A 25,790-nucleotide genomic window follows, 5' to 3' on the forward strand; every position below is an offset into this window, starting at 1 on the left:
GCCCGTCAGCGGTATGAAATTCGATCAGGTTTACACTGTCATTCTCTTGTAATTCTTTGTAGCGCGCGAGGATTTCGCTGAGCGCTTTTGCTTTTTCTTTATCCATAATTTTTATCTGATTTGATTGTTATTGCACACAAGTACGTCCCCGACGATGAAGTCTTTCGATGTCGGGTGATGAGCACGGAATATCCTGCTCGCTTCAAGATTGAGGGACAGAGGGATAAGTTTGCCTTCCTCGTTGACGACCATTGTCGTGTTCCCGTCCAGTTCCACCAGTTCGATGTAGCCGCCGACAATCGCCTGCATCTCCTCCAGCGTGAAGTCTGAGCCATTGGCTGGCTGCACGGGTTGGCGTGTTCCGTCCGTTTTGATGATTTCTGTCATAGTTGCTTTGAAATTTTAAGATTCATGACTCGCCAGTATATCCAAAATCTGTTGCAAAGGAAATTTTTCAGTCCAGAATCGCTCCTCGGTATGTTTGCCGTACGCCCGGTATCTGGCTTCCCCGTTTGCAAATACCGCCAAGATATGGCTGACCAGCACATTGTCCGGCGGAACCAACCTTTCCAGTTCCGTTTCGGTCAGTTCCACGAAGCACCAGTTATTGTCTTCCGGCAAGTCCTCGCTGCCCAGTATCCCGTCCTCGTCCGGCTGGTAAAAACCAACCGATATGTCATAAAAGTTCAAAGACTGGAAACTGATGTCATCCTTGAATGGCTTGACGGCTTCCAGCCTGCCGGACTGTGTCTGTCTCCACTCTTTTGACAGGTACACGATTGCAAAGTCGCAGCAATCCCATGCACTGTCAGTTCCTGCCTTGAGCAGGAGGTATGGGGTAGGTTCATTTGAGATTTTCATCGTATTTCCCTCCTTTTATGCCACGCGTGATACCGTTTCACGGTGCGCAGTTGGTTAATGATATGGCCAAAAAGCTCGCGTGAATAGATGCGGTAATGGAACACGGCCGAATACTCGCATACATTGCCGTGAAAGTCCACGTGGGAGCGGTCATCCGCAAAGTCGAACAAGTCGCCCTGGATTTCCAGCGTGTATTTGTTCTTCCGTAGCCAGTCAAAAAACTCGAAGATGTCCTTCTTTTGGGAGTAGAAAGTGCAGTATTCGTAGCGGTTTCCGCGCAGGTTCCTCAGCAATGCCGCCATCTCGTTCCGTTCCCGGCGGTCGCCAAATTCGGATCCCGTCCGAGTGGCGAGGTTCTTCAGGAAATATATTTTACCTCCATACTCGAAATAGTACGGTATGTAGGTGACCGTCTTTTTGTACCAATTGACATATTTGACAAAGGAAGCCTTCTTGACGATAGCGGGATGCAGGTTTACTTTCTCCATGTGTTCCCGAATCTGGCGGTAGATTTCCGCATTGGAAAGACGTATGGGACGTTCCGCTCGGAAATACCTGCCGTCCGACTCGAAACAGAGCGCGTACAGGTTTCGGTAATACGGTTCCCCGACAAAGAACCAGTCGCTCTGCATGCGGGCCGGAGGCAGGCATTCCAGCAGTTCGTAATAACGTTCCTCCGTAATTTCATGGAAAGGCTTGCAAAGTGCCCGGGTATAACGCTTCACAAGCAGTGTCATGCGTACCGGTGATACAGCGACCAGGTACGGATTCTTCTCCCTTTCGCGCAGTGCTTCCAGCGTCTCGCCGCCGTAGTCGCTGTGCATGTCATCCGACATCGACGTGAGGCATGTTCCGTCGAAATAACGTGAATCTATGATGTATTTCATGATGCCGGTATGTTAGAAGTCGATACGCAATACGTGCCGTGCGGCGGATTCTGCCGCCAGTGTCAGTTGCCGCTGCCATGCCTGGTGGCTCGGCGCCCATTTGAATGCGGTCTTTTTCAACAGTGTCCGGGTCTGTTCGTCCGGTTTCCCGTCGAAAAGTATCTGCAGTCGGTTCTCCCCGTAATTCCATACCAGTCTGCCGCCGTCAAACGGTATTTCACGGTTCTCACGGCCGGCCTGTTCCTGCTGTTTCTCCCGCACCTTGCGGGCAATCTCGGGGTATTTGAAGATGGAATGACGCTCCGTGACGACGGGTTTCCCGCCCTTGCCGTTCCACTCGCGGAGGCGGGCGACGGCACGGTCGATCATTTCGACATTGCCATGGTTGGCATATGTGGAGAGCCGTCCGGCAAGATTGCTGACGAAAAGGGAGCGGCTATAACCGCGTGATGTGCCCGTATCAATGCCACGGATGGTGGCGGCCGTGTCGTCGATGTCAGCTTTGACCCTCTGCCATTCCTCTTCGGCACGCCGTTCTTCGGGCTTGGCGGCTTCGAGGGCCTTGCGTATCGCTTCGAGGGCACGTTCGCGCCACTCTCTGAATGCCGTAACACTCTTGTTGTGGCTGTTGCAGGCCTTTTCGTTACGGGCGGTGTTAAATCTCGCAGGTCCCGTGATCATCGCGCTGGCACAGCGGCTGTTGGCGGCAATCATTGCCGAGAAATAGCGTTTGTAGTTTTCCATGTAACGTTCCCGCTGCTGTTCGGGCATAGACTGCAAATCCTCGTGCAGTTCCTTTTCGTGCGAGGCGATGTCCGTTTCGCCCCGCTCTTCGGGTGAGAACGAGGTGAGATTATAGGAGTCGCACGCCCGGCGGAAGTATTCTTCCAGATAACCCGGATGCGCCACTTCCACAACCTCCCAGTCCTTGAAATTCGCCGGGGTGAGGATTTCTTCCCCGCCCGGCTTCCCGACAAGGTGGGAATAGCTGCAATACCCGTGTCTCTTTCCCCTGAAAAGAAACGCCACCGGCTCGCTTTCCGGGGCATCCACACGCCGCACCATGGTCACACGGTGGGCATTTTCCTTTGTCAATAATGTTGTTTCCATACCTTTCTTCTTGATTTCGTTATTTGATTGTTTCCGATTTTTATTGTTGCTTCATCCGGGCGGCATGGTCCATTACAGAGGCGAACCCCACTTCAATACCTATCTGGTATCCGCCCTTGATGGTCGATTCCAAATCCGCCTCGCTTTCGATCAGGGATTCCGAATCATCGGCATAAAGCCTGTACAGGGAGAATACGTCTGCCTCCCATAGCTTCCGGGCATTTTCCGCTGATACAAGCAGCCACACGAAACCGTCCTCACAGGTTACCTTGACGGCGGCTTCGCTATGGCTCAGAGTCCGCCACTCCTTAATGTCCAGTGCCACCCTCCACACGATATACATCAGAGCGTCGTGGCGGCTTTTAACATCGGGGGAATCGCACAGGCGGCTGACCGCGTCTTTGAGGGTCCGAAAAGAGTCCGCCATGAACTGCTCCACGACATACGGCTTCCCGGCAATGGCAGAACAGGCTTCGTCTGCCCTGCCTGATTCCGGCACGGCCTGAATATCCTCCTCTTCAAGGAAGATTTCACGGTACAGGCAATCCATGTAATAATATGATTTCATTCCGGTTGTTCTTTAGGGGTGAAAGTGATTCTCGTATGTCCGTCATAACCGAACTTGACCTGCAGCCCAAAGGCTTCGGCATCGCTCGATATGACACAGATATCCCAGATACTGAGTTCCGTACCACAGGTTATGACAGTATTGTCTTCTGAAATCTGCGGTGACTTGTCTTTCAATGCGGCTCCGCCGCAGATACCGCGCAGGATCACACCACGCCGGTGGGTCGATAAGTTGTTTGTTCCCATGGTTCTCCTGTTTGTTTTTCCGTTATTTTTGCCATTCTTTTTTTTCTCCTGTTTGTAAAAGCATAGGGGCATTCCGCCCCCATGGTTGTTATTAATTCATATTATTTTGTACTGACTGTCTGTGGCGCCTGTTCCACAAGGGTGTACCGAAGTGCCGGTTTTCCATTTCGGAATATGGTAAACGAGTTGCCTTGTACCTGCACGTCCTTTGCTTTTGGCCACCAGAGCCACGAGAGTTTCCCGCCGCTGAGGAAAGCCACGGCATTGCCCTGTACTTTGCCGACCTCACGTACGCCCATATCCTCGTTGCCTCCGGACAGCCTGACGCAGTGCCAGTTGGAACCGAGTTCCATTTTTCTTTTTACATCTGCTAATGTTCTCATTATGTCTTGTTTTGATTATTGCATTATACCGCATGTATCCGGCATTTCCGGTTGCAACTTCTGAGATTGTCGGCATATACCGGGTATGACCTGTTCATCCAGTCAGGAAACCCTTCACGGAAGCAGTGTTCCGGAGTCAGGTATTCTTTGCGCAAACGTTTCCTGTGGCGTCTTTTTGTCCTGTTTTCGACGGCATGGGGAACTTTGGGTATCCGTGGCGTATGCCATTTCCCGCCGGAATAAGTTGCGACATATTCCTGTTGAGGTTCGTCATTCTTGTAGCTGCACACCATGACAGCCGGTTTTTCGCTGAGTATCCCGGCATCGGCAAGCCCGCTGAGTGTACCTTTGGCAGCCTTGAAATTTACAAAGCAGCCCAGACTCATGGTACGGTCTGTGGAGAATATCTCTACCATGTTGAAATATATTATAAGTTATCTGTTTTCAGTGTTTCCTTTTACCTCACGTTCCAAACTGGGGATAACAGCGGGACGTAGCTCACCCAGTGAAGGGTGATTTGAAGGCAGCCCTGCTGCACTACGTCAACCGTGTTATGTCGGGGGTGGGAACGGCATCTCACGACGCAAAGAAGTAAATTGTGGAAGTTAAATAGGAAGTGTGGGTGTACGGGAATCGAACCCGTTTTCAGCCAAGACCTGAAGCACCCGTGAATTTAATCTGGCATCTCCCTGTAAAACGGGAGTTATGCTGATGGCGGCATTTTGCCCGTAAGTGTTTGCCCGGATGTGCCACGCTGCATAACAATGGCGGTAATACGGCAAATAGCAACATCTTTACTCTCACAAACCACTTTGTTGCAGGATATACCATTGGCATACAGTGATATGTAGACAGTTGGACGGAAAAAGCCCGCAAAGTCGGCACACTGCCATACAATGCGGGCATGTTACCTGCAATTCACTGGAAATTCCAATGAATCAGGCGGCAGTTTTCATATCAGTGGCAGGTTGTTGTCCTGCCGCCTGTTCGGAAACAGATCCGGCGGTTGTTTCAGCGGTTACTTCAGCAGGCTGTTCTTGGGACTGTCCGGCAGCCGGTTGTTCGGTTGCTTTGTTTCTGCCTGCGTTTCTGCCTTTGCCCTTGCTTTTGGCGCCCGCCTGTTCCGCCACGGTTCCGGCAGTCGTTTCTACGGTCACTGCTGCCGGGACTTCGGCAGGTTGTGGTACCGGTTGTTCCGCTTCTCTTGGCAGCGCCACACGGAAACCAAGCGCATCAAAGGACGCTTTTGCGGCGGCGTGGATAGCTTTCTTGTAGTCACGTGCCGTGCGTTCAAAGTCCTTTTTGGTCGGTACAAGACCGATTTTTGCCCATACGGACTCTTCCAACTCAAAGCGTTTCACCGTTTCACCCTTTTCGGTGCGGAAGATGACGGCACACGGAGTTGCGGCACGGAGTTTCGAGCGGATGCCGTCGTTCGCCTCACGCAATTTGATTTCTTCGGCTTTGACAGCCCAGAAAGTCATCACCACATTTTTCCACACACGGAAAATTTCATCCTGCGTCTTGTCTTTCGGTTCATAATCCGCACCGAAGAACTGTTGGGCAGTTTCTTTTTCATTGCCGTCACGGTCTGTACTTTTGTACACAAGGATCACACCTTTCAACCCGTTCACCAAATTTACAAACTGTTCTGAATTTAATCTGCTTGTTGCCATAATGATAAAGTATTAGTTACTACGCAAAAGTGCGTATTGCGAGCACTTCCGGAATCGAACCGGAAATCTCACATTGCTGCGAAATGTGGCAGCCATTGCCACGTGCCCATACCCCGCCCATGTATTTCACCCTACATGCGCGGGTTTTAATTCATTTCCGCAACTTTCTTAACGTGCCCTATAGTTTGCTCGCAAAAAAATACTATATTTGCAATGTTAAATGACAAATTCCTGTAACTTCGCATCATGGCAAACGCTCGCTTACTCCAATTTCGACAAGACGTTTCTTTGGCACGTCCCGGATCTTTTCCAATCCGGCAGATAACTTTAAGGTGAGGCATTTAGGCGTTCTGCCGAGCCGGATATTGCGCATAGCATTGGCATATACATTTACCGGCGTCCCCTATACGGATAGTTTTTACCGTTACCGTGCATTTTATTCCGAGCGCACTGGGCGCAATTATGGCATTATTCTTACACGTCCTTTTTCATACAACTTGCACTTCCAAATTTGCGTGCTTTGTGTATGCGGTCTAAAAACACGTTTTTAGCCGTTCCAACTTGCTACATTGGTTTGTAGTCTTGCTCGGTGTGGTTATTTAACACCCTATTTAATCGCTCCAAAGCGAACAAGCGAATTTTTGATTTTCCAAGCCTCAAAAATAGGTTTCCCACAAAAAAGGCTTTTTGTTTCTCGCTCTTGGCGGTTTGGTCTGTCTGTTTCTTAAATCTTTTTTTTTACTATCTATTTTTTTATTCTTTTTTCTCCGTACTTGTTTGCCGTTTGTTTGGCTTTCGAGTACATGACTATTATAAAACCGTTTTTCAGAACTGCAAAACTTTTTGAGAAATTTTTTTTGATTGTTTCAAAAACAACCCTTTTGCGAATATGGAACGCACGCACGCGGGGAAGGTTTATAAGTAATTGAATATCAAACAAATATAAAAAGTGATTTTCTTTGAAAAAAATTTTTTCCTTTGCAAAAATCAAAAAAGCCCCGTTTCAATGTATGTATAAAATCAAAATTTGTTTGGTTTATTGATTATCAGACTATTATCTACTTAAAACGGATAAAATAGGACTGAAAAGTTTTTTTCGCTTTCAATTTGTAAGTAAAGATAATAAAAAAGACGTTTTTAGGCTTACTTTATATAAAAGTAAAACAAATAACTTATTGTAAATCAATATAGTAACAATTTTAAAAAGAAACGGGTGGGTGTACTCCAAGGTGCGGATTCGATTTCTATCCTCGGGGCATTTTTCCAAATCCCGTTTTCTAAAACGACCCAATATGGGGCCATGTCATAAAATTGTAAGTAGACGTCAAAAAATATATAGTAACGGGACATGGACTTGCAGCGGATTTAAATACAACCATAACTGTTATTCAGGTATTTATAAGACATGCCAAGCCACAGATACAAATACTTCCGGTTTTCATGGATATACAGACTTTCAGAAGACTTTCGTTTCTTGCGGGTAAGGCCGGTTTTGGGGAATATCGGAAATGGAGGCATAAATATATAGTGCCAAAGTACTCCGGCTCTTGGTGTATATTCTTAATTGTACCGATAAGAAACGGCTTGTTGAATCCTGTAAAACAGCATGTTAAAAAGGGATTCCCATCGGTAAGGATTACAATGTAACAGCCTATTTATTAACCATATAGAATATATACAGTAATGCATGTGTATGAGTTTTGACTTTTTTGTATGTTTTTTGTGTTTTTGTATAAGAATCTTGATAATTGGTATTTAAACGCCTGTCTTTTTTGATGGATTTGTGTATATTTGCCATAATTTTTCTCTTATGTATAAAATATGGCTTTTGAATGTTACAGGAAGGAAGCGAAGAAAAGGATGAATAATGAAACCATATCGTAGAAAGGATATCAGGAATATTCCGGGCAAACTCTGCATAAGCAAGGGGGTGGTCGTGTTCAATGAGGCAACATTGGAGACGGGGCTTGTGGGGGATGTTTCCGGCGAGTGTATTTCAGTCCCGGTCAGGGTGACAGCGGACAGACAGCTTCTTACGGACGATGTCGTAATGCCCCTGAAAGATTGCCGGGAAGCGGATATGGAACAGAAGATTGCGGTACAGCGTCTGTTGAACAAACGGCATCTGGTATGGGACAGGCGCAAAGGCGCATTGTCGGAATCCATGTACATACCCAAAGACGGGCAGCAGGTGAAAGTGAGTCTTTTGGACGGGCATGTCATATTGGGGGCGTTCAAGGAGATCGACAGGAAAGGAAATCTTGTGCTGTATTGCCTGATGGAGGAGGACGGTACCCTGCGTCATTCGCTGCATGAGGAAATCGGCGTTGCGGAGAATTGGCAGATTACCCCGATAGGAACCAGTGCCCGCAGCCGGTTTGCCGATGCGCTGCACCGGGAAGGGATTGTGTGGAACGGACGGCTGAAACGCCTTGAACCGCTGGAAATACGTATTAACCGTGGCGGGAAATACTATTACCTGAATGATGTCCTGGAAATTTGTGAATGCAGGGACAGCAGCCGGCCGTCAGACAGAAAGCGCCTGGAATGCGGCAACTATTTCAGGGAGCGTAAGGATGCCGAACTGGTGTGTGACTGTGTGCGTTCCATCGTCAAGCTGAACCGGGGCAAGGATGTCAGGCGATAAGCACGACAGCAGGGGTAGAATATTATTTTATCGTTCTCTCCTTTAGGAATCTGAAGGGGGAGCAGCCCTTTCTTTTTTTGGTTCTTTCCCTTATAAAAACAAAAACAGACGGCGATGCCGTCTGACATCCATTTGTTTCTTTTTTGGTATCTTTTTTCTTTGCTCCAAAGAAAAAAGTACATCTACCATCTTCTTCTTGTATAATACTGCTTATAGTATTGTTGCTACATTTGTAACACCCCTCGTCTCAGTCATCCGGTACATTTGTATCATCTTCAAGGTAAAAAAACGGGGCGTCCGGGGCTTCTCTCCCTGGCGCCATATTTTGTTTCAAATTGACATCTGTTGTTTGTCGCATATGGATACGGACATAAAAAAACAGACGGCAATGCAATGATACCGTCTGTTATTCTTCCATGTGCCTCTTTTCAGGGCGGACATGTTCCGTGCTTTTGTCCGTTCTCCTTCCAGCGGTAAACCTCCTTGTCAGAGACGGACATCACAGTTCTTTTTTCCACATCAAACACCTGCCGGCAGAATGCCTTGGTACAAAAGGATGTTTTCAGTTCCGCCAGTATTTTCACGAGTCTGTCATAAGCGCACATATCCCAGAGATAGTCATACATTCCGCCAAGCGGAACCCGTTTAAGCAACCCCATGCATGTTGCCTTCTTCACGCATTTATCAAAAAGGCGCGAACCGATCTCCATACTCTCCATATGATATCGTTTGCTACGCAAAGTATCATATCCCTTCTCCCGCAGACGCGTGCGTTCCGCCATGTACACCATGAATATGACCTCTTCCGGTGAAAACGCTCCCAGCAGTCCGCTGAAGCATTTCAGAAACGGTATCACGGCCGTTTTTTTTTCATTATTCCCTTTCATGGCGCGCTATTTCCCGGACACGTCCGTTTGTGAATTTCCCGTTTCATCATCCCTTATTGCGGGATTGACATAGAAGTGGCATATTTTGCCGTTTCGCATCGGTTTATACACGGAGTAACCCAGTTTCCTGGCATAACGTCCCACGGAAACCCGGTTGGCGAACTTGCCGGTATGTTCCCTCAGGTGTGCCGCCATCTCTTCGACGGTCATTCTGCTTTTTAATTCCATATCATTGCTTTTATTTGGTTTCATGGTAAGGATAGCCATGACTGGTGCAAATTGTTTTCAATTGATATGAATTGATAAAAGACGGCTCCATGAAATCGGCGCGGAGGAATTAACGGGTTATATCTTTGCATCATTCACGGAGCCGTCTCCTGACTATTTCTCCATCAGCTGGCAGGTCTCCCGTATCGTACCGGCATTCCGTTCGTCCAGCCCCACTCCCCGGCCTCGTTCCAGGAGAGTGATTGGCTGGATTTCAGGTTCTCCTTTGTGATGGTGTGTATGACGGTTTTCCTACCGTAGGTTTGAATCCGACGGAGTGCAGCCCGTATAAGCCGTCCCGGAAAAATGTACATCTTCCGGCGTACCAAGACACGGGGTGCGGCATTGCTGCCGGCATAGCGGACAGCGGCATTCCACCGGAGTCCTTCCTGTCTTGCGGATTATCCGCTGTAATGCTGTCTCCATCGTTATGCACCCGGTAAATGGTATTCCGGATTCTTTTTCCGCCATAACTCTATGATGCATTCACGGCCAGCCTGCGTCCAACGTTTTGTCGAACCGAAGGTATATACCTTTCCCCGGCTGTTCTCCCATGTGTAGGGGACATCACATTGCCATGCCCGGCAGGAGGGGAAGACCACCCACTGCCGTTTTTCGTACTTGCAGATTCCTTCCTCGGCAAGAAACTGATGCAGCTGTCGCGGGGAGATACCGAGCTCGTCGGCGATACGTGTACTCTTGAACCACTCCCTGTTCTCGATGAACTCCTCGTAGAAGACAATTTTGGGCATGGAGTCGCGCACCACTTTCCGTAGTTCCCGGATCAGTTCCTTTGCCCCCTCCATGTCTTGTGGCATAGGACAATCCAGACAAGGCATATTGGGTGGCGCCGGCTTCGGATGTTCACGAATGGCGGGCGTCGGGCGTCTCATGGACAGTTTTTCAATAGCTTCACCACACCATTCCGCCAGGGACAGGTCTTCCGGTGCGACCCACCGGGCCAACGGTATGACAAGGGGGGATTCCAGCCAGGTCGCTCCATGCCCACGTCCACGCGTGGTGAAGATTTGCGACTCATACTTTCCGGTACGTCCGTTACCCGCCAACTCCCTGCGGAGCATATCTGTAGAGGCAATGCGGAGCCACTCGGATGGTATCTTCCCGAAATGCATCGTGATCTGTGTGGCGTTGATCATCAGTTTGTCGCCGATGCGCCGGAATGTGACAGGAAACCCTTCCTTGAAATGAAGGATTATGTCATTCCGGGCTGCGGCGTGCCGATCATCAGACTCCTGTTCCAGAAGTTGGTTGCCCCATGCCTCCAATTCGTCGAGCATGTCGCGGGGTATAATAGTCTCCTTGCACACCATACGCAAAAGCCTGCGCATATCAACGGGCCGGAAACTCCACTGCTCCCGTCCGTTCTTCCGGAAACTGATCCTCAATGCCGTCGGGCAGATGCGGGCGATAGCCCCGTCTTCAAGCAGCTCGCTACGTTTAAGTATGTTACATACGTCCATGGCACAGATGTGCAGATGGCCGCTGTGGTCTCGGGAAACCCGTATGTTCCAGTCCCGAAACGGAATGTTCCTATTCTCTCTCATTGTCATTTCCTCCTTTCTTCCTGTTGTCAGATTTATGTTTATTTTCAAGCAAGGCCCGCTTGTGGGCCATTTTGCGTACCGGATAGTATGTACGTTTTTCACCGCAAAGGGCATCATAATCCTTCAGCATCAGCGTGCCAAGGTCGGACAGTTCGATCTCGACATCCGGATGCAGATGTCTGAAATAGAGCCCTCCGCTGCATACGTACTTGCCCGTGCAACAAAATGAAATGGCCTGCAAGTTGCCTTTTGTCAGTTCCGCCGCACTATGCAACGAGCGCGTAATGGCGACAAGAACCTGTGCCCCGTTGAAAATGAGCACCATTTTCGGCCGTTTAAATGTACTACGTCTCATGTTGTCCTAATATTTGCGTTAATTCCTCCTTTGTAAATCTAAGGCAGGCAGTCTGTACCAGCCAAGTGTCTGAAACGGTAAATCCACCGGACAGCAATTCGGACATGCGCTCCAGAAGGTAGGCACCGAATGCAGGATCGATGTAAACGACAAATAATAGAGCCAGACATTCATCAATTAACAGATGTCCCGACGCCTCGTCACGGATAATCATATTCTCCTTGTCTATTCCGTAAACATCCGTCAGCGCTGTTATCCAATGATGGAAAGAGGCGCGGAAGTCACGGACGTTGTGCCGGCATGCGTCTCCTCGGACCCGGATAAAATGTGTTGCGTCGAAATAGACCGGTCCGTCCTCCTGTGACGTTCCAAAAAGCAAATCGGGGAATTCCCTGTACCGGACTGTCCGGCAGGAAATCTTTTCTTCTTTCATGTTCTTTTTTCCTTTGTTTTCAATTTTGTATTCAACATTGTGCAAATATATATCTTTTTATGGTGAAATATCACAAAAAAACAAGACTGTTTTTTTGTTTTCATTCAATTAATTGTCGTTGATAATAAGCAGTTTACATAAAATTTAAATCGAAATATCTATATATTTGGTTGTGTTATTTCGTTTTGCAAATCAAGCATTAAGAAGCTTGTTTTTCATATACTTTTTTTTGTACAAAACTTCTCTCCTGCCTGCGCTCTACTCTTTAGGTAAAAAAGCAAAAAAATATGGTGACATCGGACAATTCATTCAACGGGGAGCTTTTGGAGAGCATATTCAGGACCTCCAAGAAAACCATTCAGGAGTATGTCCGCGAAATCGAACGCAACAACCGCTACCGTTCATGCCGCCAGGATATAAGTTCAGGATACATCCTTGATGACCGTGCCAGGCTCATTGACTTATACGAGGCCTGCCTGCAACAGGATGCGCATATACGGTCGGTGGTCGAGACTTTGGAGAGTCAGATACTTGGTGACCGTTATATGCTTGCGCATGTGAACGGGAAAGGGAAATATACCAAAGACGTGGTGAACTCGCAAAAGATACAGGGCTCGCAATTTGACAAGATAATCAAGGGTATCGTGGAAGCCAAGCTTTACGGGTATACTTTACTCGAAATCATGCCGTATGTTGATTCCGGAACAGGCAGGCTGGCGGAAGTCAACATCATCGAACGGCGCAATGTACTGCCGGACCAGAGAGTCGTATTGAAAAGGCAGGGGCTATGGGAGCCGCATTGGGATTTGCGCAATCCGGCCTACCACCGTTGTTATGTGCTGGTGACGTCGGGGGACCTTGGGCTTTTTTCTGCCACAACGCCATTGATACTCGCCAAAAAGTTCACGGTGGCCAATTATGTTAACTTCTCCCACACCTACGGACAACCGATCATTCATGGAAAGACGGTCAGTGAGAGCAATGCCGACCGCAAACGGCTGGCCGGTGAAATAGCCAATGCGGCACAGAACAAGGTCGTGGTCACCGGCATCGAGGATGAGGTGGACATCAAGACCTTCACCATGTCCAATTCGGAAAAGATATATACCGGACTGATTGACTTTGTCAACAAGGAGGTTGCCAACCTTGTGCTCGGCTCCGAGTCCATGGCCGGAGGAATGCAGTCGTATGTGGGTTCGACCAAGGCGCATCAGGACATTTTCCGTGACCGTATCGAGGTTTACCGCAGATATATCGAGAATGTCATGAATGAGGAGATAATCCCCCGGCTGGTAGCCATCGGATATATTCCTGCAGGACTGGAATTCAGGTATTCAAACCGGATAGAGATGAATAACGAGGACCGTATCAGGCTCTATTCGCTCATTACTGAAAAATACGAGGTCGCGGCTGACGAAATCGAGAAGGAGTTCGGAATCAATGTGGGCAGGCAGCTTAATGCCATCCCGGCTATGGGGCTTGAAGCGGATGGCGGCCGGTACATTCCCGGCCATAACGACCGTGGTATCATGTCAGACGAAGAGTATTTCCGGCGTTACGGGCATCCTCGGGGGAGTAAGGTTGAAAATTTTTTGCGGGGAACGGAGTGATGGCCCGGCTTCCGTTCCCAAACGGTGTTCCATATGGAGCTGTCAGGGCGTCCGCTTCTCAGGAATCCGGTACGGAAAAGGAGTACCGTGTCATATTTGAGGCATTCCGCAGGTTCATTCTCCACTACGAAAACAGTGCCGAACGTCTTGATATTATGGAGGATATCATCACTTTGCGTGCTTCTTTCTTGATAGACAGAGCGTTGACAGGTTTACGTATTGACCTGGACCATGCATTGGAGATTCTGAGAAACCATAATGACTTTACGACGGAGAGAGAGCGGCTGCAGCGTGATATTCTCATCGCTGCCATAGACAACCTGGTTGATTTTGCGGCGGCCGAAGAGTATGCGATGTTCAAGGATATGCCTGAAACAGTGGATGAGCGGGATATGGAGGCATACGGAGAGATATGTCACCGGTATAACTTTATTTATGCGGAGAGAGAGAACAGCCAGGTGCTTTTCGCCGCTTCGATGGCGGCATGGTGGCTCACAGTGGATACGGACACGGTGCTGACCTATGTGACGCAGGGAGACGAACGGGTACGGGCGTGGCATCTGTCCCTCGAGGGACTCTCGTACCGTAAGTCGGAATTCCCGCCGGAGTTGATACCGCCCATTGAGTGGGGATGCCGTTGCTATCTGGTAGCGGACGGGTTCGCCGCAGTACGGGCTGCACTGCCCGTTCCGGAAAATTGCAGGAAGAGGATTGATCCTGTCTTCTGGGAGAGCCTGGCCACGGGCGGACGCATTTTTTCCAGGGCACACCGCTATTTCGACATGCCGCTGCCGGAGCACATGACTAAAATTGTAAAACGGATAAAAGAAAAATTTCATGCAAAAGATAACACTCGATGAATTTTGCGCCCATTGGGTGAGGGAAAGGGAAAAGGGAGGCTGGGATCCGTTCCTGCCCAGCCGTCTGGCGGGTAACACGTTTGATTTTGCCACCGAGGCCGGACAGTACAGCCGGCGGCAATTTCTTGCCTCCTTTCCCTCGGGAGGTTTCTGCGGCGGCACATGGACGCCACGTACCTCCCGTTGGGGGCGGAAGTTTACACATCCGGTCATGAATGACACGGGAGCTCTTGCCGCAGGTATCAAGGGAGAAGCGGACAGGACCGATATCAGGGGGCGGCGCAGCGACGGTAGTTGGATATTCCGTAAAGGGGCCCGCTACTCAATATGGACTACCGAGAAGAGCATTCCGGTCAAAGGCAAACGGGGACGTAGCAAGAACCGCTACGGGCATTATGCCGCCGTACACAATACCGACCCGAAATTTGGCCTGTACACTGTGAACCAGCATTCTGCACGGCGTCCCGTACACCGCCAGTTCATCGGTTTCTCCCCGAAGATAGAGGATTACATCGCTGATAACTTTATGGATATGATTTTTAAAGGATTTCCGGGCGTATGATAAAGGACAAGCATTCCGTAAGGCAACCGCATCAACCGGCTCCCGTGCAGGAAAGCCTGCCGGAAGAAGTGTCTGAAAATCCGTTTGTGAACATGTATCAGGCGGTGAAGCGGGCCATACAGACCATAAGGGAGGATCCGGACGATCCGCTCTCACCTCCCTTTTTCAAGACTATAGCCATTGACAACGGACAGTTCGCCCGTATCGTACGTGGGGAAAACACGGAATATGAGACCCTTTTTCCGGCCGTCTTTATCCATTTCGTCAACGTGAGGTACCTGGTGCAACAGCAGAGAATCGGCGAAGGACGCGCCACCATGCGTGTACGCTTCATTCTTAATACGCTCAACAACGGGGACGAGGATAGGGAGTGCGAGTCATTCATCGTATTCCAGAGGCTGAACGTGGCCATTCAGGATGCCAAGAACAGGGAATCCGCCCTTAATGAACGGTGTAACCTGACCTATTTTGACATGCCGACAACCACCAATATGCTCCAGGCGTATTGGGTGGACTATGAGGTATGGTTCCGGGAGTCTTCCGCATGGAAATACAGGGATTGGATAAGACGCTATCTGGTCATGCCGCCTTTCACGCAGCATGGCGATGCGCCGCAGCATGACGGCGGCGGGCACGGCTATCACCCTGAACCGGGCTATGATAAGGTGACCGGATTCAGTCGGGCGGTGGAAACAGACGTACATGACGGAAACAAGGATGACATTTCCGGCATTTGATGGTTGGGGCTTTGCACATTCACGATATGGATATCCGAAGGGGTAGCCCGGCACTTAGTCTGTTCAAGTAATGCATGGTCATTTTTCGATTAAATGTCATTATTCCGGAAGGTAAGTCCCGCTGCCATATCCCAATGTCTTATAAAATGATCTTAAAGTTACGTGGAGTGCAGATGGAACAGCCTGTCCGGTACTGTTTTCAACCCATAATCTTGCTTGACGCCTACTCTTCCATAAAAAGAAAAACATGAGTACAGAAGAATTGCAATATGTGGTGGGTGAAGCAAAAACGGGTGAACCTTCCGTTATCCGTTTCTTCGGCCGCATAACGGAAGAAACCACCTCCCAGTTCAATGACGAGTTCGACTTTCTTGAAAATATTATCCGTCCCTCCTGTATCCGCGTGTTAATCAATTCGGAAGGTGGCAGTGTCCTTTACGGCATGTCCACTTATTCCACCATCGCCAATGCCAAAGTGGACACCGAATGTGTCATCGAGGGTGTGGCGGCGTCAATGGCTTCCGTTATCTGGGCTGCGGGCAAACGTTCCCTTATGAGGGACTACGCCATTTTAATGATCCATAATCCTATACTGCCGGACAATGACGGGGAGGAGCCTTCGGACATGCTGTTGGCTTTCACCTGGCAGATAGAAACGATTTATCGAAAAAGATTCGGTTTGAATAAGGAGCATGTGCGCGCCATTATGGACGGGCAGGCCGGCAAGGACGGGACTTATTTTGATGCGCAGGCTGCCGTAAAAGCGGGCATCATTCCATCAGAGAACGTTATTCGTACATCGAGGCAGCTCTGTCGCAAAGTACATGACGAGATCGCCGGACTGGCGGACATGGCGGCCATTCAGGAGTTGATGGACCGTGTCAGTAAGGGGAATAAACCTTTTGAGGATATTTTTCCTACTCTTACAGAAACAGAAAACGATATGACAAACGAAAACAAGACACAAGGTTTTGAATATGGGGCGATTGCCGCCTCGCTGGGCATGAAGGACAGAGAAGTCAAGGACGTGATGGCCCGTATCTCCGAACTGGCAGCCATGGAACCTAAATACAATGAGGTACAGAAAGCCCTGAGTGACGCACAAACGGTCATTGCCGGCAAGGATGCTGCAATCCGGAACTTGCAGAAGGATCTGTCCGCTGCCACGGCGCGTCTCTCCACTTACGAACAAAAGGAGAAGGACGAGAGGACATCCCGCATCGAAACGCTGGTGGAGAACGCCATTGGCGAAGGCAAGATTGACCGTGAGGCAAAAGCGCAATGGGTGGAGATGGCGGAGGCCAACTTCGAGTTGGCGGAAAAAACACTGGGTTCCATCCCCGCGCGTGAGATCATCTCCAAAGAAATCGCCAATGATCCGGCCAACATCCAGGCCACGGCGGAGGCGAGCAGGACGGCCGAGCAGATGATGGCCGAGAAGGTGGCCGAGGTGGTCGGCGCGGATTTCAAGTTCCGTAAACTCTGACAGGCAGACATCCGATCTTAATTGACATGCCGGAGGCCGCAGGGCCTCGCGCGGAAACACAAGTATCCGCCAGTCGGCCAAGTTTCACATTCCAACGGAAAAACTTAAAACGACAATGGCCGATACAGTAAATTTTCTTCAAAATGGATATAGTGGTGAGGTTCTTGAGGACCTGCTGACCTATACCGTGCAGGGTAATGATACGGTTCGTGAAGGACTGATCCATATCAAGACTGGCATCCAGCACCGTTATACACTCCCTGCCATCAAGCTGGGCAATATCATTCAGGACAATGTGCCAACCCCACAGCCCATTCACGGTTCCAAAGGGGATGACGGCTCGAACGAGTACCAGTTCACCGAACGGTATCTTGAGCCCTCTGATTTTATGGTTTACCTTGAGTTCAACCCCCGGGACTATGAAAAGTACTGGCGTTTCGCACAGCCGGAGGGCAATCTTGTATTCCGGGAACTTGACCCGAAAATCCAGGCCACGATGCTTCGCCTGCTCATGGACAAAAAGAACGAGTACATCGGTAATGCCATATGGACCTCCGCACGTGGCGGAGATACAGCAGCAAAAATTACCGCACCGGAAGGCTGTACAAAAATTGGCGCCAACAAGGAGAAGTATTTTGACGGTGTTGTTAAACGCATCCTCGACAATGTAAGTTCTAAGGACACACAGGTAGTTGCCGGCGGACAGTGTATCGTTTCGGGAACGACCGAGCTGACAGACGGTGCGGCAGTGGAAGCGGCTCTTTATGCGATGTGGAAAAAATGTCCCAAACAAATCCGCAAGAAGACATCCTTGGCCTTTGTGGTCGGATGGGATGCCTGGGACGCGTATGACCAATACATCTCGGACAAACAGGTCAAATACTCCGAAAACACCGAGGTCAACCGCTATCGCTTTAAAGGCAAGAGGATTATCCCGATCGTGGGAATTCCCGAACATACGATGGTGCTCGGAGAGTTTTCCACCGGGATGGACTCCAATCTTTGGATGGGGGTGGATTATGCCAACGATACGGATATTCTGAAAATTGACCGGTTGCAGGCCAACTCCGAACTGTTCTTTTTTCAGATGCGCATGAAAATGGACGTGAACATTGTCCGTCCCGCAGAGATCGTGGTGCATACCGCCTACAAAAAGAGCGAATAACACACCTTTCTTCATTTTTCAATATCCACCCGGGGAGCGGAGGTCAGAGCCCCGTTCCCCTTTTTTATTCCACTGGCATGGCAAAAAAAATAAATACGGAGGAGGAACCTCAAAAAGAAGGCAACAAGGTTGCCGCACCGGAACTTCCGGCGGAAGCAATACCGGAAATGTCCGAGAAAATACCCGCTACGGTTGAAGACAAACGGCCCGTCCCGGCTGAAAAGACAGGGAATACGGAGGACGAGGTGGCAGACCCGTATATACTGACTATTCTGGAAAAATTCCCTGCATATCCGTCCCTGTATATCGACAGGCATGGTGGGACCTACACTCCGGACACGGCGGCAACCGTCAGAGGCGGGGCTGTACTTTACAAAAACCCTTTTTATAACGAACTTAAAACAAAACCATAATGGCACTCGGCAATGTCTTTATCAAGGATGTGGACGGCAATATCCCTTACGACACCGGTTCTTCCAACGAGAAGGTGACGGGATTATTGTTTGATATTTCCCTTCAGTCCACACTCTTTACGGAAGGGTATGGCAAAACCAATGAAACGAAGCTCAAACCGGGGGATGTATGCTACATCACCACATTCAAGTCCGCCGTTAAGGATTTCGGTATTGTCGAGCGTGTAGCGGCTACCGGTGAGGAGGAGATGAACGTCAATTTTCTGCATGGCATTCCTGCCTACCATATCCGTGAGTTTTTCCGGATGTCAGGCAATCTGAACGGTTCGGGAAAACTCTATGTGATGTTTGCCGACTGTTCTGCAAACTGGGACGCACTCGAAATCATGCAACGTGCCGCCGGAGGCATGATCAACCAGATAGGAATTTGGACGGAACAGCCGCTGTGGAAAGCCAACGGGACTTCCGGAGTGTACAATCTCAACCTGGTAAAGGGACTTAATGATGTGGCTGTAGGGCTTGCCGGACAGAACCAACCCCTGTCAATCATACTCTCCGCCAATCCTTCCAATACTGGGGCGGATACGACTGCGGGGCGTCAGATTGACTTGAATAAAATTCCTTCATGTATCTGTGAATCAAGCCGTATCAGCTGTATATTCGGCCAGGCGCATCACGAAAGGATCTTCACGATGCAGATACGCAACAAGAACCACACACCGGTAGGATTCTTGGGCGCGGTCATGGGCGCCATTGCCAAGGCGAACGTCCATGAATCCATAGCATGGGTCAAACAGTTCAACCTCTTCACGGATGATTTTCAGGAGATAGAGCTGGGGTTCGGTGATATCAGTCTTGACGAGGCGGAGGAGCATTTTATCAGCCTGAACCGGTATGAGTCGTTGTCCCCGTCATTGCTTGACGAACTTGATGACAAGGGCTATATTTTTCCCATCAAGTATGCCGGCCGTGAGAACGGTATTTATATTTCAAAGGACCGGACCTGTTCAACGGGCGATTTCCGCACCATCGCAAGGAACCGTACTATCAACAAGAGCCGTCGTGCCGTGCGTGCCGCACTGTTGCCGTATGTGAATTCCCCGCTGATGGTCAATCCTTCAACCGGGTTCCTTGCCCCGTCGAAGATTACGGCATTCAAGACGCTTATCGGGGATATATTGGCCAAAATGCAGGCAGCGCAGGAAATTTCAGGATATGCTGTCACTATCGATCCGAACCAGAATGTACTGGTGGACGATACGCTCCGCATCTCCTATGTCCTTGTGCCTGTCGGAGTGGCTGTAGGGATTTATGTAGAGGAAGGACTTTCATTAACCGCAAACAAATCATAGAAAATGGCAATAATTAACAATGTGGCATATTCGTGGTCTATGATAACCCTGTCATCGACCGCCCTGGGAATTGACGAGGGATCCACGACCCTTGAAGGTGTATCCGCTATCAAATGGTCGAAAAAACGTAAGGTGGAAAGTAACTATGGCATGGGTGGAAAACCTGTCAGTCGTGGATTTGGAAACATTACCTATACGGCAAGTATCACAATGGACTATGCCACGCAACAATTGTTGCGTTCAGTCTATGGCTCGTTGCTCGAAATCGGTGAGTTCGACCTGATCATCAGCTTTGCCAACCCCATGGCCAGTGATGATTGGACGACCACAACGGTGACACTCAAAGGGTGTATCTTTACGGAGGACTGTCTTGAATCGCAGCAGGATGATACCAACATTACGCATGAGTTTGACTTGAATCCGTTTGATATCCAGATAGGTAACGATACAATCTGACTTGTCATGAATGTGACTTTTGAAGGAAAATCTTCCACCGGAAAAAATGAATGGCTTACACCTCCTTATTTGCTTGACAGGTTGGGAGAATTCGATTTGGACCCGTACTCACCGGTAAACTGTCCATGGGATACGGCGAGGCATCACTACACCGTCGGGGATGACGGGTTACGGCAGCCATGGTTTGGACGGGTGTTCTGTAATCCGCCCTATGACACGCCACTGATTGTCCGCTTTATCCGTAAATGTGTGGAGCACCGGAATGCTATTGCGCTCACTTTTGCCCGCACGGACACCCGGCTGTTTCATGAACTGATATTCCCTTATGCGGACACAATACTTTTCATCAGGGGGCGGCTCAGGTTCTATCATGTCACCGGAGAGCAGGGAGGCACTGCCGGGGCGCCATCCTGCCTGATTTCCTTCAACAAAGAAAATACTGCCGTTCTGGAAACCTGCGGTATCGAAGGAAAGCTGGTATACCCCAAGCTTTTGTAACCGGTTACCGGTTCTCGACTCGGGAACCGACCTGTTTGTGGGAAGTATAATTCCGGCAAATAAATCGGTTGTGTCTATGGCAGGATTGTTCTTTTTTAATATATACTGAAAGCTATGTCCCCCTCATTGATAGAGATATATCTCATCTGGTTGCAAACATATCGGGTGTGGCCGATAACCTTGTTTATAGTACGGTAGAAATATCCACGAATCCAATATTCTATCGGTCTGTTTGCTGTAAAATCACCCGATTGAATAGGCAATGCATCGGCTTCATACTTAGAGAGCCACCGCTAAATAAGCAGATGGCTCTTATTACCTGCAAAGATAAAGAATCTTCATTTATAGATTTTCAGAAGCACTGTTCTCGATCTGTATTGTATTCCTAATCTCGATATCATTATGGGCATAACCTCTGATTGCCAGCAATTTCTTACATTCATTATAGATAACACCTCTTTTCTTAGGATCTTTTATAGTCACTATCAAAACAACCTTTTGCGATATGTCTGTTCCGTCCAATTCTCTGGATACCTCAGCTGCTTGCCTATAAAGTCCTACAAGTTTCAGTGCCCACTTTTTCTCTTGTTGCAATATATTCCTCTTATTGGCAGGTGTCATGTCGCCCAATGACACATGATACTTCTTAATCGGTTGATACTTGTTTCCTTTCTCAATAAGAATCCTTTCATTCGCTTTTTCCGCCTTAAAGGCAGCTTTCTTATAATACAAGTCATTCAATACATTGGCAGAATCCTTGGACATCCTCTCTTCATTCCTCATCATTGATGATTGTGAAAGATCTGCATGGTCAACTTCCGTAAACGTCTCTAAATAAACATCCACCTGACTTTGACAATATTCGCTTCCCTGACTTGCTATCAATACAGGATCAACAGCCAGTGTAACAGTAATATCCCCATAGTAGTATCCTTCATCGTCAACCATACTCTTCGGAAAAGGAAAGTCCAGCGACTGGACATCTATACCCTTATCCATTGTATGACAGAATATCATCGTACTTTCGTCAGAATCGTTCAATAATATGTTGTCCAGGGTGGCAGGGAGACCAAACCCCATCTCGTATTTGAAATTATCCGTTGATTTAGCTATATTTGAAGGATAGAAAGCATTATGTATTAAAATGGCACGAATCAGTAACGGATTAAAAGGAACGCCTAACCGATATTGAATATTTGCAGCCAACGATGCGATTCGTGGTGTGGAAAAGCTGGTTCCACTACACATACAGAACTGCCTGCCATAAATAGAAAAAGCAGAAATGTGAGTATCCCAGTTTCCACCATAATGGACAAGATCAGGCTTGGTATGATTCTCCACCCCTGGGCCAATACGAGAAAATGGACTCCTGTCATTTTCCTCTGCGTCCCGTTCCGTCGTTTTTGCATGAGCTATCGAACCGATCACAAGGCTCATGACAGAATCCGCCCCTTTGTTCAGCCGGAATGATTGACTGGTATCGGCTGGATTGTCAATATTTCCAGCAGACTTGCATATCAATATATTGTATTGCTTTTGAAGGCTGTCCAGCGCTACAGCCAGATCAGAAAAACGATTGTCTTCTATCTGGGCATTTATTCCTTGTGACAAGTTCCATACTTTAACGTCAGAATGGCGTTCCACCGCTTGCTGTATGTTCATCACCAGTTCATTCTCATAAATCCGGGTCTGACCATTGATGATACAGCTAAGTATCTTGCAAGGTCCGCATTGTGTCAAGTCTCTTTTTTCCAAGAAATCACCATAATTGATGATACTGGCTACAGCCGTCCCATGCCTTCTATCTATTTCATCAGGCAGTAGATCAGCTACATTTTCTTCTTTCAACAGCCACGGACGCATATATCCTATGTCTGTCACACCGGAATCAAGCAAACCTACTATGGGATAATCCTGTCCATCCTTAGGGAGCATTATCTCTATTTCACTATCTTCCGGTTCCGGAGCCGCCTGAAATTCGATAGTCGGCATTTTTCTGACAGACAGCACGCCATCCATTCCAACAAGTTCACCGGCATTCTCCCTGGAGATATTTTTCAACTTGAATAATCGCAGTTCACTCGCATAGTTTAATTCTTCGACTTCGACATTATTCTTATTGCAGAAATTAAGCAATAACCTCTTGGAGCGTAGATTCATCTCCGAATTTAAATAATCGACTAACTGAACTTTCAAGACTTCAGCAGATTCAATGGAAGTGTCGGTTATAGGAACATATTTAGTGATGTCCGCAACGGCGGCCAATCCTTTTTGCAGATTCTTGCTGAGATTCTTGTTTTCCGGATTAAATTTCTCAGCAATCGCCTTTAAATCGGCTCTTGTATCTATTTTAACAAGCAGTTTACCAATGTCAGTCGTACCCAAGACATTACGCTTTTTGTTCACATCCACCATGGAATGTATGGCGAACCTATGCGATTTCGCTGTAGCTTCCTTGTTGATATCAACTATAGTCAGGATTGGCAAAGATGTTTCATCCCGTTTTTCAAAGGCATGTTCCAGTTCGGCTATGTGTGCATTGACCCGAAGAATATTGGCTCTTATATTTTCCTCGTTGACCCATTTAGGTAGCCTGGATCCTCCGCCGCCTTCCGTTAGAAACTGGTCCCGTTCCCCACGGAAATGTACTTGCTGAATAGGTAATGTTTTTGACATCTTCTTTATCTTATTTTTTGTCCGACAATGCATTACGCACCTGACGTATGCTGATATTCAACATTTTTGAGATTGTATTCTGTGTAACTCCATAGGTATTGAGGTACACTATAAAATTATCCATAGGTTCATCTTTACCTCCAAATTCGTAAATAGATGCCAGAATCTGTTCATAGTTGATTTCCTTGCTGCCATCAATAATGCTCTTGACTTTCAGTTTGGTTAAAATCGTACAAATGTCCGAAGGGGACAGATCGGCCATGAGTTCAGATATAATCTTCATTCGGTTTTCGTCTTCAAGAATCACACATTTGAAGCCCTTCAATGTATTTCTGACAATCTGCTTTCTACTGTCTTCATCAGGCAGGCCCACCTCAAGCCTTGTGTAGAAACGCCTCCATACGGCCTTGTCAAGCAGGTCTGGATGATTGGTAGCTGCTATCAGCACAGTGGATGGTGACATTGAATCAATATTCTGAAGAAGACTGTTTATCACACGTTTAAGTTCTCCCAATTCATGGTTGTCATCACGAGCTTTAGCCAGAGCGTCGAATTCATCAAGCAAAAGAATGCACGGCATACTGTTGACATAAGAGAATATCCTGCTTAAATTCTTCGCCGTACTACCCAATAATGAAGACACAATAGCATCAAGGCGGGATACCACCAATGGGAGTCCTGTTTTCTCACTGATGTAATGGGCAATGGAAGTCTTTCCACATCCCGGTGCGCCATAAAGCAGCAATGATTTCCTGATATTCAAGCCCGCCAGTTCCAATTCTGTATCATTCTTTATCAGTTTAATGAATTCCTCCACCTGCTTCTGTACCATATTTGATAATACGATATCAGCTCTGTTCGAGTTCTCCGGAACAATTTCCACTATTTGTAATTTACTGTCCATGTCCAGTGGAACCATGCGCATAGCATCAGCTGTAGCAACATTCTTATGCGTGGACGATTCTATCTGTTCAACTATACACTTAGATAGCTGAACATCTCCGTCGGCTTTCAGCCTCTCAGCCAAACGTATTGCGTAATTGATGATTTTTCGTTTGTCATTCGCCAATCCGCCTTCAATGATTCTTAATATATCTGTTGACATCTTACTGCTTATCGTTTATTTCGATACAAATATAGTATGACTTTTTCTATTATTAGTGTAAAATCAAAGATTTAACCCATAATTAACACAAATCGTAATATATAAAACACAAATCGTAATAATAACCAGAATTATCGTAATATTTAAGTAAACTGCCATTACGGGTAATAACATAAAAGTACTCTCGAGTTGCTTCAATGATTGTTCTTCTGTGCCCCCTCTAACTCCTGCCGACTTGAAAAAATCAGCATTAGGCAATTCCTCTTTGACAACCTCACAGAAATCGTCAACATCTTTTTTGAGAGTATCGGGCACCATATAAGTGCCTGTCGGGGCAAGCATTGCGACCGGTCTGAAGACATCTTTCCTATGTTTGGCAATATGCCTGCTGTCCACCTGTTATCCCTTGTTTTTCCGTCCGATCATTCCCGGAAAAGTCTTGTATTTCAGATAGATAATGGTTTCAATATTTGCATATGCACCCATATTCCTGTCTGCTGTGGGCAATTGTAATCATCATCATCCGTCAGAATGGAGGACAAGCTTGACAAGTCCGAGATTTCTGGAAAAAAGTTTCACCTGATATGGGAATTCCGAAGCAGCCAACTCCTTGAACCTGTAATGCTCACGCCGCTGTTTCCCTTCGTCCGTTCCTTTTCGATGGGGGGCGCCAAAAACGGCAGCACCCTGTGTATCGTTGATATATTGGCTATTGGCTTGTTTTATGTATATAATCATTTGATTTGCACATAACCATTCATGTTTGAAAATGTGCAAATGCAGTGATTATTTCTTGTTTTACAAATAAATATAACACATTATCTGTTTTTATTTTCTGGGGATCTGGTTCAAACGGACTCTTGACAGGACATGCAGTGTTACGATCAGCCGGTAGTTGCATCACAATATTATGGATAATAAAACCCTATGTTTGGTCCATACCGGATAAAATGTATGCCCATATAATCTTTTCACCGTTCTTTGCC

28 protein-coding genes are annotated in these 25,790 nt (G+C 47.7%); 11 read left to right on the plus strand and 17 right to left on the minus strand.

Features of this window, described 5'->3' with window-relative positions:
* Positions 1-111: 111 nt before the first annotated feature.
* The 9 genes from LPH68_RS21165 to LPH68_RS21205 all read right to left on the minus strand — a co-directional run bounded on the left by LPH68_RS21165 (position 112) and on the right by LPH68_RS21205 (position 5,730).
* Positions 112-387 (minus strand): DUF3846 domain-containing protein, encoded by a 276-nt coding sequence (locus LPH68_RS21165; RefSeq protein ID WP_032577794.1) that lies wholly within the window; start codon positions 385-387, stop codon positions 112-114.
* Between the two features lie 15 nt (positions 388-402).
* Positions 403-861, minus strand: a complete 459-nt coding sequence (locus tag LPH68_RS21170) for a hypothetical protein (protein WP_032577793.1) — start codon at positions 859-861, stop codon at positions 403-405.
* On the minus strand, positions 858-1,748 hold the full coding sequence (locus LPH68_RS21175) for a hypothetical protein (protein ID WP_032577791.1): 891 nt from the start codon (positions 1,746-1,748) through the stop codon (positions 858-860). Before LPH68_RS21175 ends, LPH68_RS21170 begins: the two co-directional genes overlap by 4 nt.
* A gap of 12 nt (positions 1,749-1,760) precedes the next feature.
* Entirely contained in the window at positions 1,761-2,858 is a 1,098-nt protein-coding gene (locus LPH68_RS21180; protein WP_032577790.1) for a hypothetical protein, read from the minus strand.
* 40 nt (positions 2,859-2,898) lie between these two features.
* Positions 2,899-3,426 (minus strand): hypothetical protein, encoded by a 528-nt coding sequence (locus LPH68_RS21185; RefSeq protein ID WP_032577788.1) that lies wholly within the window; start codon positions 3,424-3,426, stop codon positions 2,899-2,901.
* Positions 3,423-3,671: a hypothetical protein gene (locus LPH68_RS21190; protein WP_032577813.1), complete on the minus strand. Its 249-nt coding sequence runs from the start codon at positions 3,669-3,671 to the stop codon at positions 3,423-3,425. Before LPH68_RS21190 ends, LPH68_RS21185 begins: the two co-directional genes overlap by 4 nt.
* A 101-nt stretch (positions 3,672-3,772) precedes the next feature.
* Complete coding sequence (locus tag LPH68_RS21195; protein ID WP_032534365.1) at positions 3,773-4,054, minus strand: hypothetical protein; 282 nt, start codon at positions 4,052-4,054, stop codon at positions 3,773-3,775.
* 23 nt (positions 4,055-4,077) lie between these two features.
* The gene (locus LPH68_RS21200) at positions 4,078-4,470 is read right to left on the minus strand and encodes a hypothetical protein (protein WP_032577786.1); all 393 of its coding nucleotides are present in this window, start codon (positions 4,468-4,470) and stop codon (positions 4,078-4,080) included.
* A gap of 522 nt (positions 4,471-4,992) precedes the next feature.
* On the minus strand, positions 4,993-5,730 hold the full coding sequence (locus LPH68_RS21205) for a molecular chaperone DnaJ (protein WP_155268420.1): 738 nt from the start codon (positions 5,728-5,730) through the stop codon (positions 4,993-4,995).
* Between the two features lie 1,867 nt (positions 5,731-7,597).
* On the opposite strand from LPH68_RS21205, the gene LPH68_RS21210 reads away from it, so the two are divergent.
* Complete coding sequence (locus LPH68_RS21210) at positions 7,598-8,377, plus strand: hypothetical protein (protein WP_048697869.1); 780 nt, start codon at positions 7,598-7,600, stop codon at positions 8,375-8,377.
* A 428-nt stretch (positions 8,378-8,805) separates the two neighbouring features.
* Here the strand turns inward: LPH68_RS21210 and LPH68_RS21215 are convergent, their stop codons facing one another.
* The 5 genes from LPH68_RS21215 to LPH68_RS21235 all read right to left on the minus strand — a co-directional run bounded on the left by LPH68_RS21215 (position 8,806) and on the right by LPH68_RS21235 (position 11,884).
* On the minus strand, positions 8,806-9,234 hold the full coding sequence (locus tag LPH68_RS21215) for a hypothetical protein (protein ID WP_230297121.1): 429 nt from the start codon (positions 9,232-9,234) through the stop codon (positions 8,806-8,808).
* A 36-nt stretch (positions 9,235-9,270) separates the two neighbouring features.
* Positions 9,271-9,492, minus strand: coding sequence for a hypothetical protein (locus LPH68_RS21220; protein WP_048697934.1), 222 nt, complete (start codon positions 9,490-9,492; stop codon positions 9,271-9,273).
* A gap of 467 nt (positions 9,493-9,959) precedes the next feature.
* Positions 9,960-11,096: a phage antirepressor KilAC domain-containing protein gene (locus LPH68_RS21225; protein WP_230297122.1), complete on the minus strand. Its 1,137-nt coding sequence runs from the start codon at positions 11,094-11,096 to the stop codon at positions 9,960-9,962.
* Entirely contained in the window at positions 11,083-11,421 is a 339-nt protein-coding gene (locus LPH68_RS21230) for a hypothetical protein (protein WP_048697938.1), read from the minus strand. Before LPH68_RS21230 ends, LPH68_RS21225 begins: the two co-directional genes overlap by 14 nt.
* 19 nt (positions 11,422-11,440) lie before the next feature.
* The gene (locus tag LPH68_RS21235) at positions 11,441-11,884 is read right to left on the minus strand and encodes a hypothetical protein (RefSeq protein ID WP_181980442.1); all 444 of its coding nucleotides are present in this window, start codon (positions 11,882-11,884) and stop codon (positions 11,441-11,443) included.
* Between the two features lie 287 nt (positions 11,885-12,171).
* On the opposite strand from LPH68_RS21235, the gene LPH68_RS21240 reads away from it, so the two are divergent.
* From LPH68_RS21240 to LPH68_RS21285, 10 genes are all read left to right on the plus strand, one after another.
* Positions 12,172-13,494, plus strand: a complete 1,323-nt coding sequence (locus LPH68_RS21240) for a DUF935 family protein (protein ID WP_048697888.1) — start codon at positions 12,172-12,174, stop codon at positions 13,492-13,494.
* A gap of 224 nt (positions 13,495-13,718) precedes the next feature.
* Positions 13,719-14,354, plus strand: coding sequence for a phage minor head protein (locus LPH68_RS21245; RefSeq protein WP_048697939.1), 636 nt, complete (start codon positions 13,719-13,721; stop codon positions 14,352-14,354).
* The gene (locus LPH68_RS21250; protein WP_217315089.1) at positions 14,332-14,916 is read left to right on the plus strand and encodes a hypothetical protein; all 585 of its coding nucleotides are present in this window, start codon (positions 14,332-14,334) and stop codon (positions 14,914-14,916) included. Before LPH68_RS21245 ends, LPH68_RS21250 begins: the two co-directional genes overlap by 23 nt.
* Positions 14,913-15,653 (plus strand): hypothetical protein, encoded by a 741-nt coding sequence (locus LPH68_RS21255; RefSeq protein ID WP_048697894.1) that lies wholly within the window; start codon positions 14,913-14,915, stop codon positions 15,651-15,653. The genes LPH68_RS21250 and LPH68_RS21255 overlap by 4 nt, the downstream gene beginning before the upstream one ends.
* Positions 15,654-15,900: 247 nt before the next feature.
* Complete coding sequence (locus LPH68_RS21260; protein WP_217733750.1) at positions 15,901-17,139, plus strand: ATP-dependent Clp protease proteolytic subunit; 1,239 nt, start codon at positions 15,901-15,903, stop codon at positions 17,137-17,139.
* 115 nt (positions 17,140-17,254) lie between these two features.
* Positions 17,255-18,304: a hypothetical protein gene (locus LPH68_RS21265; RefSeq protein ID WP_048697900.1), complete on the plus strand. Its 1,050-nt coding sequence runs from the start codon at positions 17,255-17,257 to the stop codon at positions 18,302-18,304.
* A 77-nt stretch (positions 18,305-18,381) separates the two neighbouring features.
* Complete coding sequence (locus LPH68_RS21270; RefSeq protein ID WP_217315094.1) at positions 18,382-18,717, plus strand: hypothetical protein; 336 nt, start codon at positions 18,382-18,384, stop codon at positions 18,715-18,717.
* Positions 18,717-20,069: a DUF2586 family protein gene (locus LPH68_RS21275; protein WP_217733749.1), complete on the plus strand. Its 1,353-nt coding sequence runs from the start codon at positions 18,717-18,719 to the stop codon at positions 20,067-20,069. Before LPH68_RS21270 ends, LPH68_RS21275 begins: the two co-directional genes overlap by 1 nt.
* Positions 20,070-20,072: 3 nt before the next feature.
* Positions 20,073-20,525: a hypothetical protein gene (locus tag LPH68_RS21280; protein ID WP_196036761.1), complete on the plus strand. Its 453-nt coding sequence runs from the start codon at positions 20,073-20,075 to the stop codon at positions 20,523-20,525.
* Positions 20,526-20,531: 6 nt separating this feature from the next.
* Positions 20,532-21,023 carry a phage N-6-adenine-methyltransferase gene (locus LPH68_RS21285; RefSeq protein ID WP_217733748.1) on the plus strand — a complete coding sequence of 164 codons (492 nt, stop codon included), beginning with the start codon at positions 20,532-20,534 and terminating at the stop codon, positions 21,021-21,023.
* A gap of 342 nt (positions 21,024-21,365) precedes the next feature.
* On the opposite strand, the gene LPH68_RS21290 is transcribed toward LPH68_RS21285, so the two are convergent.
* The 3 genes from LPH68_RS21290 to LPH68_RS21300 form a co-directional block, all read right to left on the minus strand.
* Positions 21,366-23,699 carry a S8 family peptidase gene (locus LPH68_RS21290; RefSeq protein WP_196045780.1) on the minus strand — a complete coding sequence of 778 codons (2,334 nt, stop codon included), beginning with the start codon at positions 23,697-23,699 and terminating at the stop codon, positions 21,366-21,368.
* A 10-nt stretch (positions 23,700-23,709) separates the two neighbouring features.
* On the minus strand, positions 23,710-24,804 hold the full coding sequence (locus LPH68_RS21295; RefSeq protein ID WP_196045781.1) for an AAA family ATPase: 1,095 nt from the start codon (positions 24,802-24,804) through the stop codon (positions 23,710-23,712).
* A 519-nt stretch (positions 24,805-25,323) separates the two neighbouring features.
* The gene (locus LPH68_RS21300; RefSeq protein WP_146352288.1) at positions 25,324-25,542 is read right to left on the minus strand and encodes a hypothetical protein; all 219 of its coding nucleotides are present in this window, start codon (positions 25,540-25,542) and stop codon (positions 25,324-25,326) included.
* Positions 25,543-25,790: the final 248 nt, after the last annotated feature.

The organism is Bacteroides sp. 1_1_30, from assembly GCF_020982715.1.
GTDB classification, from domain to species: Bacteria; Bacteroidota; Bacteroidia; order Bacteroidales; family Bacteroidaceae; genus Bacteroides; species Bacteroides xylanisolvens.

What these genes read in the sequence shown, in the direction of transcription:
- LPH68_RS21165 (WP_032577794.1), bottom strand. Translation starts at nt 387, where the DNA reads ATGACAGAAATCATCAAAACGGACGGAACACGCCAACCCGTGCAGCCA.
- LPH68_RS21170 (WP_032577793.1), bottom strand. Translation starts at nt 861, where the DNA reads ATGAAAATCTCAAATGAACCTACCCCATACCTCCTGCTCAAGGCAGGA.
- LPH68_RS21175 (WP_032577791.1), bottom strand. Translation starts at nt 1,748, where the DNA reads ATGAAATACATCATAGATTCACGTTATTTCGACGGAACATGCCTCACG.
- LPH68_RS21180 (WP_032577790.1), bottom strand. Translation starts at nt 2,858, where the DNA reads ATGGAAACAACATTATTGACAAAGGAAAATGCCCACCGTGTGACCATG.
- LPH68_RS21185 (WP_032577788.1), bottom strand. Translation starts at nt 3,426, where the DNA reads ATGAAATCATATTATTACATGGATTGCCTGTACCGTGAAATCTTCCTT.
- LPH68_RS21190 (WP_032577813.1), bottom strand. Translation starts at nt 3,671, where the DNA reads ATGGGAACAAACAACTTATCGACCCACCGGCGTGGTGTGATCCTGCGC.
- LPH68_RS21195 (WP_032534365.1), bottom strand. Translation starts at nt 4,054, where the DNA reads ATGAGAACATTAGCAGATGTAAAAAGAAAAATGGAACTCGGTTCCAAC.
- LPH68_RS21200 (WP_032577786.1), bottom strand. Translation starts at nt 4,470, where the DNA reads ATGGTAGAGATATTCTCCACAGACCGTACCATGAGTCTGGGCTGCTTT.
- LPH68_RS21205 (WP_155268420.1), bottom strand. Translation starts at nt 5,730, where the DNA reads ATGGCAACAAGCAGATTAAATTCAGAACAGTTTGTAAATTTGGTGAAC.
- LPH68_RS21210 (WP_048697869.1), top strand. Translation starts at nt 7,598, where the DNA reads ATGAAACCATATCGTAGAAAGGATATCAGGAATATTCCGGGCAAACTC.
- LPH68_RS21220 (WP_048697934.1), bottom strand. Translation starts at nt 9,492, where the DNA reads ATGGAATTAAAAAGCAGAATGACCGTCGAAGAGATGGCGGCACACCTG.
- LPH68_RS21225 (WP_230297122.1), bottom strand. Translation starts at nt 11,096, where the DNA reads ATGAGAGAGAATAGGAACATTCCGTTTCGGGACTGGAACATACGGGTT.
- LPH68_RS21230 (WP_048697938.1), bottom strand. Translation starts at nt 11,421, where the DNA reads ATGGTGCTCATTTTCAACGGGGCACAGGTTCTTGTCGCCATTACGCGC.
- LPH68_RS21235 (WP_181980442.1), bottom strand. Translation starts at nt 11,884, where the DNA reads ATGAAAGAAGAAAAGATTTCCTGCCGGACAGTCCGGTACAGGGAATTC.
- LPH68_RS21240 (WP_048697888.1), top strand. Translation starts at nt 12,172, where the DNA reads ATGGTGACATCGGACAATTCATTCAACGGGGAGCTTTTGGAGAGCATA.
- LPH68_RS21250 (WP_217315089.1), top strand. Translation starts at nt 14,332, where the DNA reads ATGCAAAAGATAACACTCGATGAATTTTGCGCCCATTGGGTGAGGGAA.
- LPH68_RS21255 (WP_048697894.1), top strand. Translation starts at nt 14,913, where the DNA reads ATGATAAAGGACAAGCATTCCGTAAGGCAACCGCATCAACCGGCTCCC.
- LPH68_RS21260 (WP_217733750.1), top strand. Translation starts at nt 15,901, where the DNA reads ATGAGTACAGAAGAATTGCAATATGTGGTGGGTGAAGCAAAAACGGGT.
- LPH68_RS21265 (WP_048697900.1), top strand. Translation starts at nt 17,255, where the DNA reads ATGGCCGATACAGTAAATTTTCTTCAAAATGGATATAGTGGTGAGGTT.
- LPH68_RS21270 (WP_217315094.1), top strand. Translation starts at nt 18,382, where the DNA reads ATGGCAAAAAAAATAAATACGGAGGAGGAACCTCAAAAAGAAGGCAAC.
- LPH68_RS21275 (WP_217733749.1), top strand. Translation starts at nt 18,717, where the DNA reads ATGGCACTCGGCAATGTCTTTATCAAGGATGTGGACGGCAATATCCCT.
- LPH68_RS21280 (WP_196036761.1), top strand. Translation starts at nt 20,073, where the DNA reads ATGGCAATAATTAACAATGTGGCATATTCGTGGTCTATGATAACCCTG.
- LPH68_RS21285 (WP_217733748.1), top strand. Translation starts at nt 20,532, where the DNA reads ATGAATGTGACTTTTGAAGGAAAATCTTCCACCGGAAAAAATGAATGG.
- LPH68_RS21290 (WP_196045780.1), bottom strand. Translation starts at nt 23,699, where the DNA reads ATGTCAAAAACATTACCTATTCAGCAAGTACATTTCCGTGGGGAACGG.
- LPH68_RS21295 (WP_196045781.1), bottom strand. Translation starts at nt 24,804, where the DNA reads ATGTCAACAGATATATTAAGAATCATTGAAGGCGGATTGGCGAATGAC.
- LPH68_RS21300 (WP_146352288.1), bottom strand. Translation starts at nt 25,542, where the DNA reads ATGATTATATACATAAAACAAGCCAATAGCCAATATATCAACGATACA.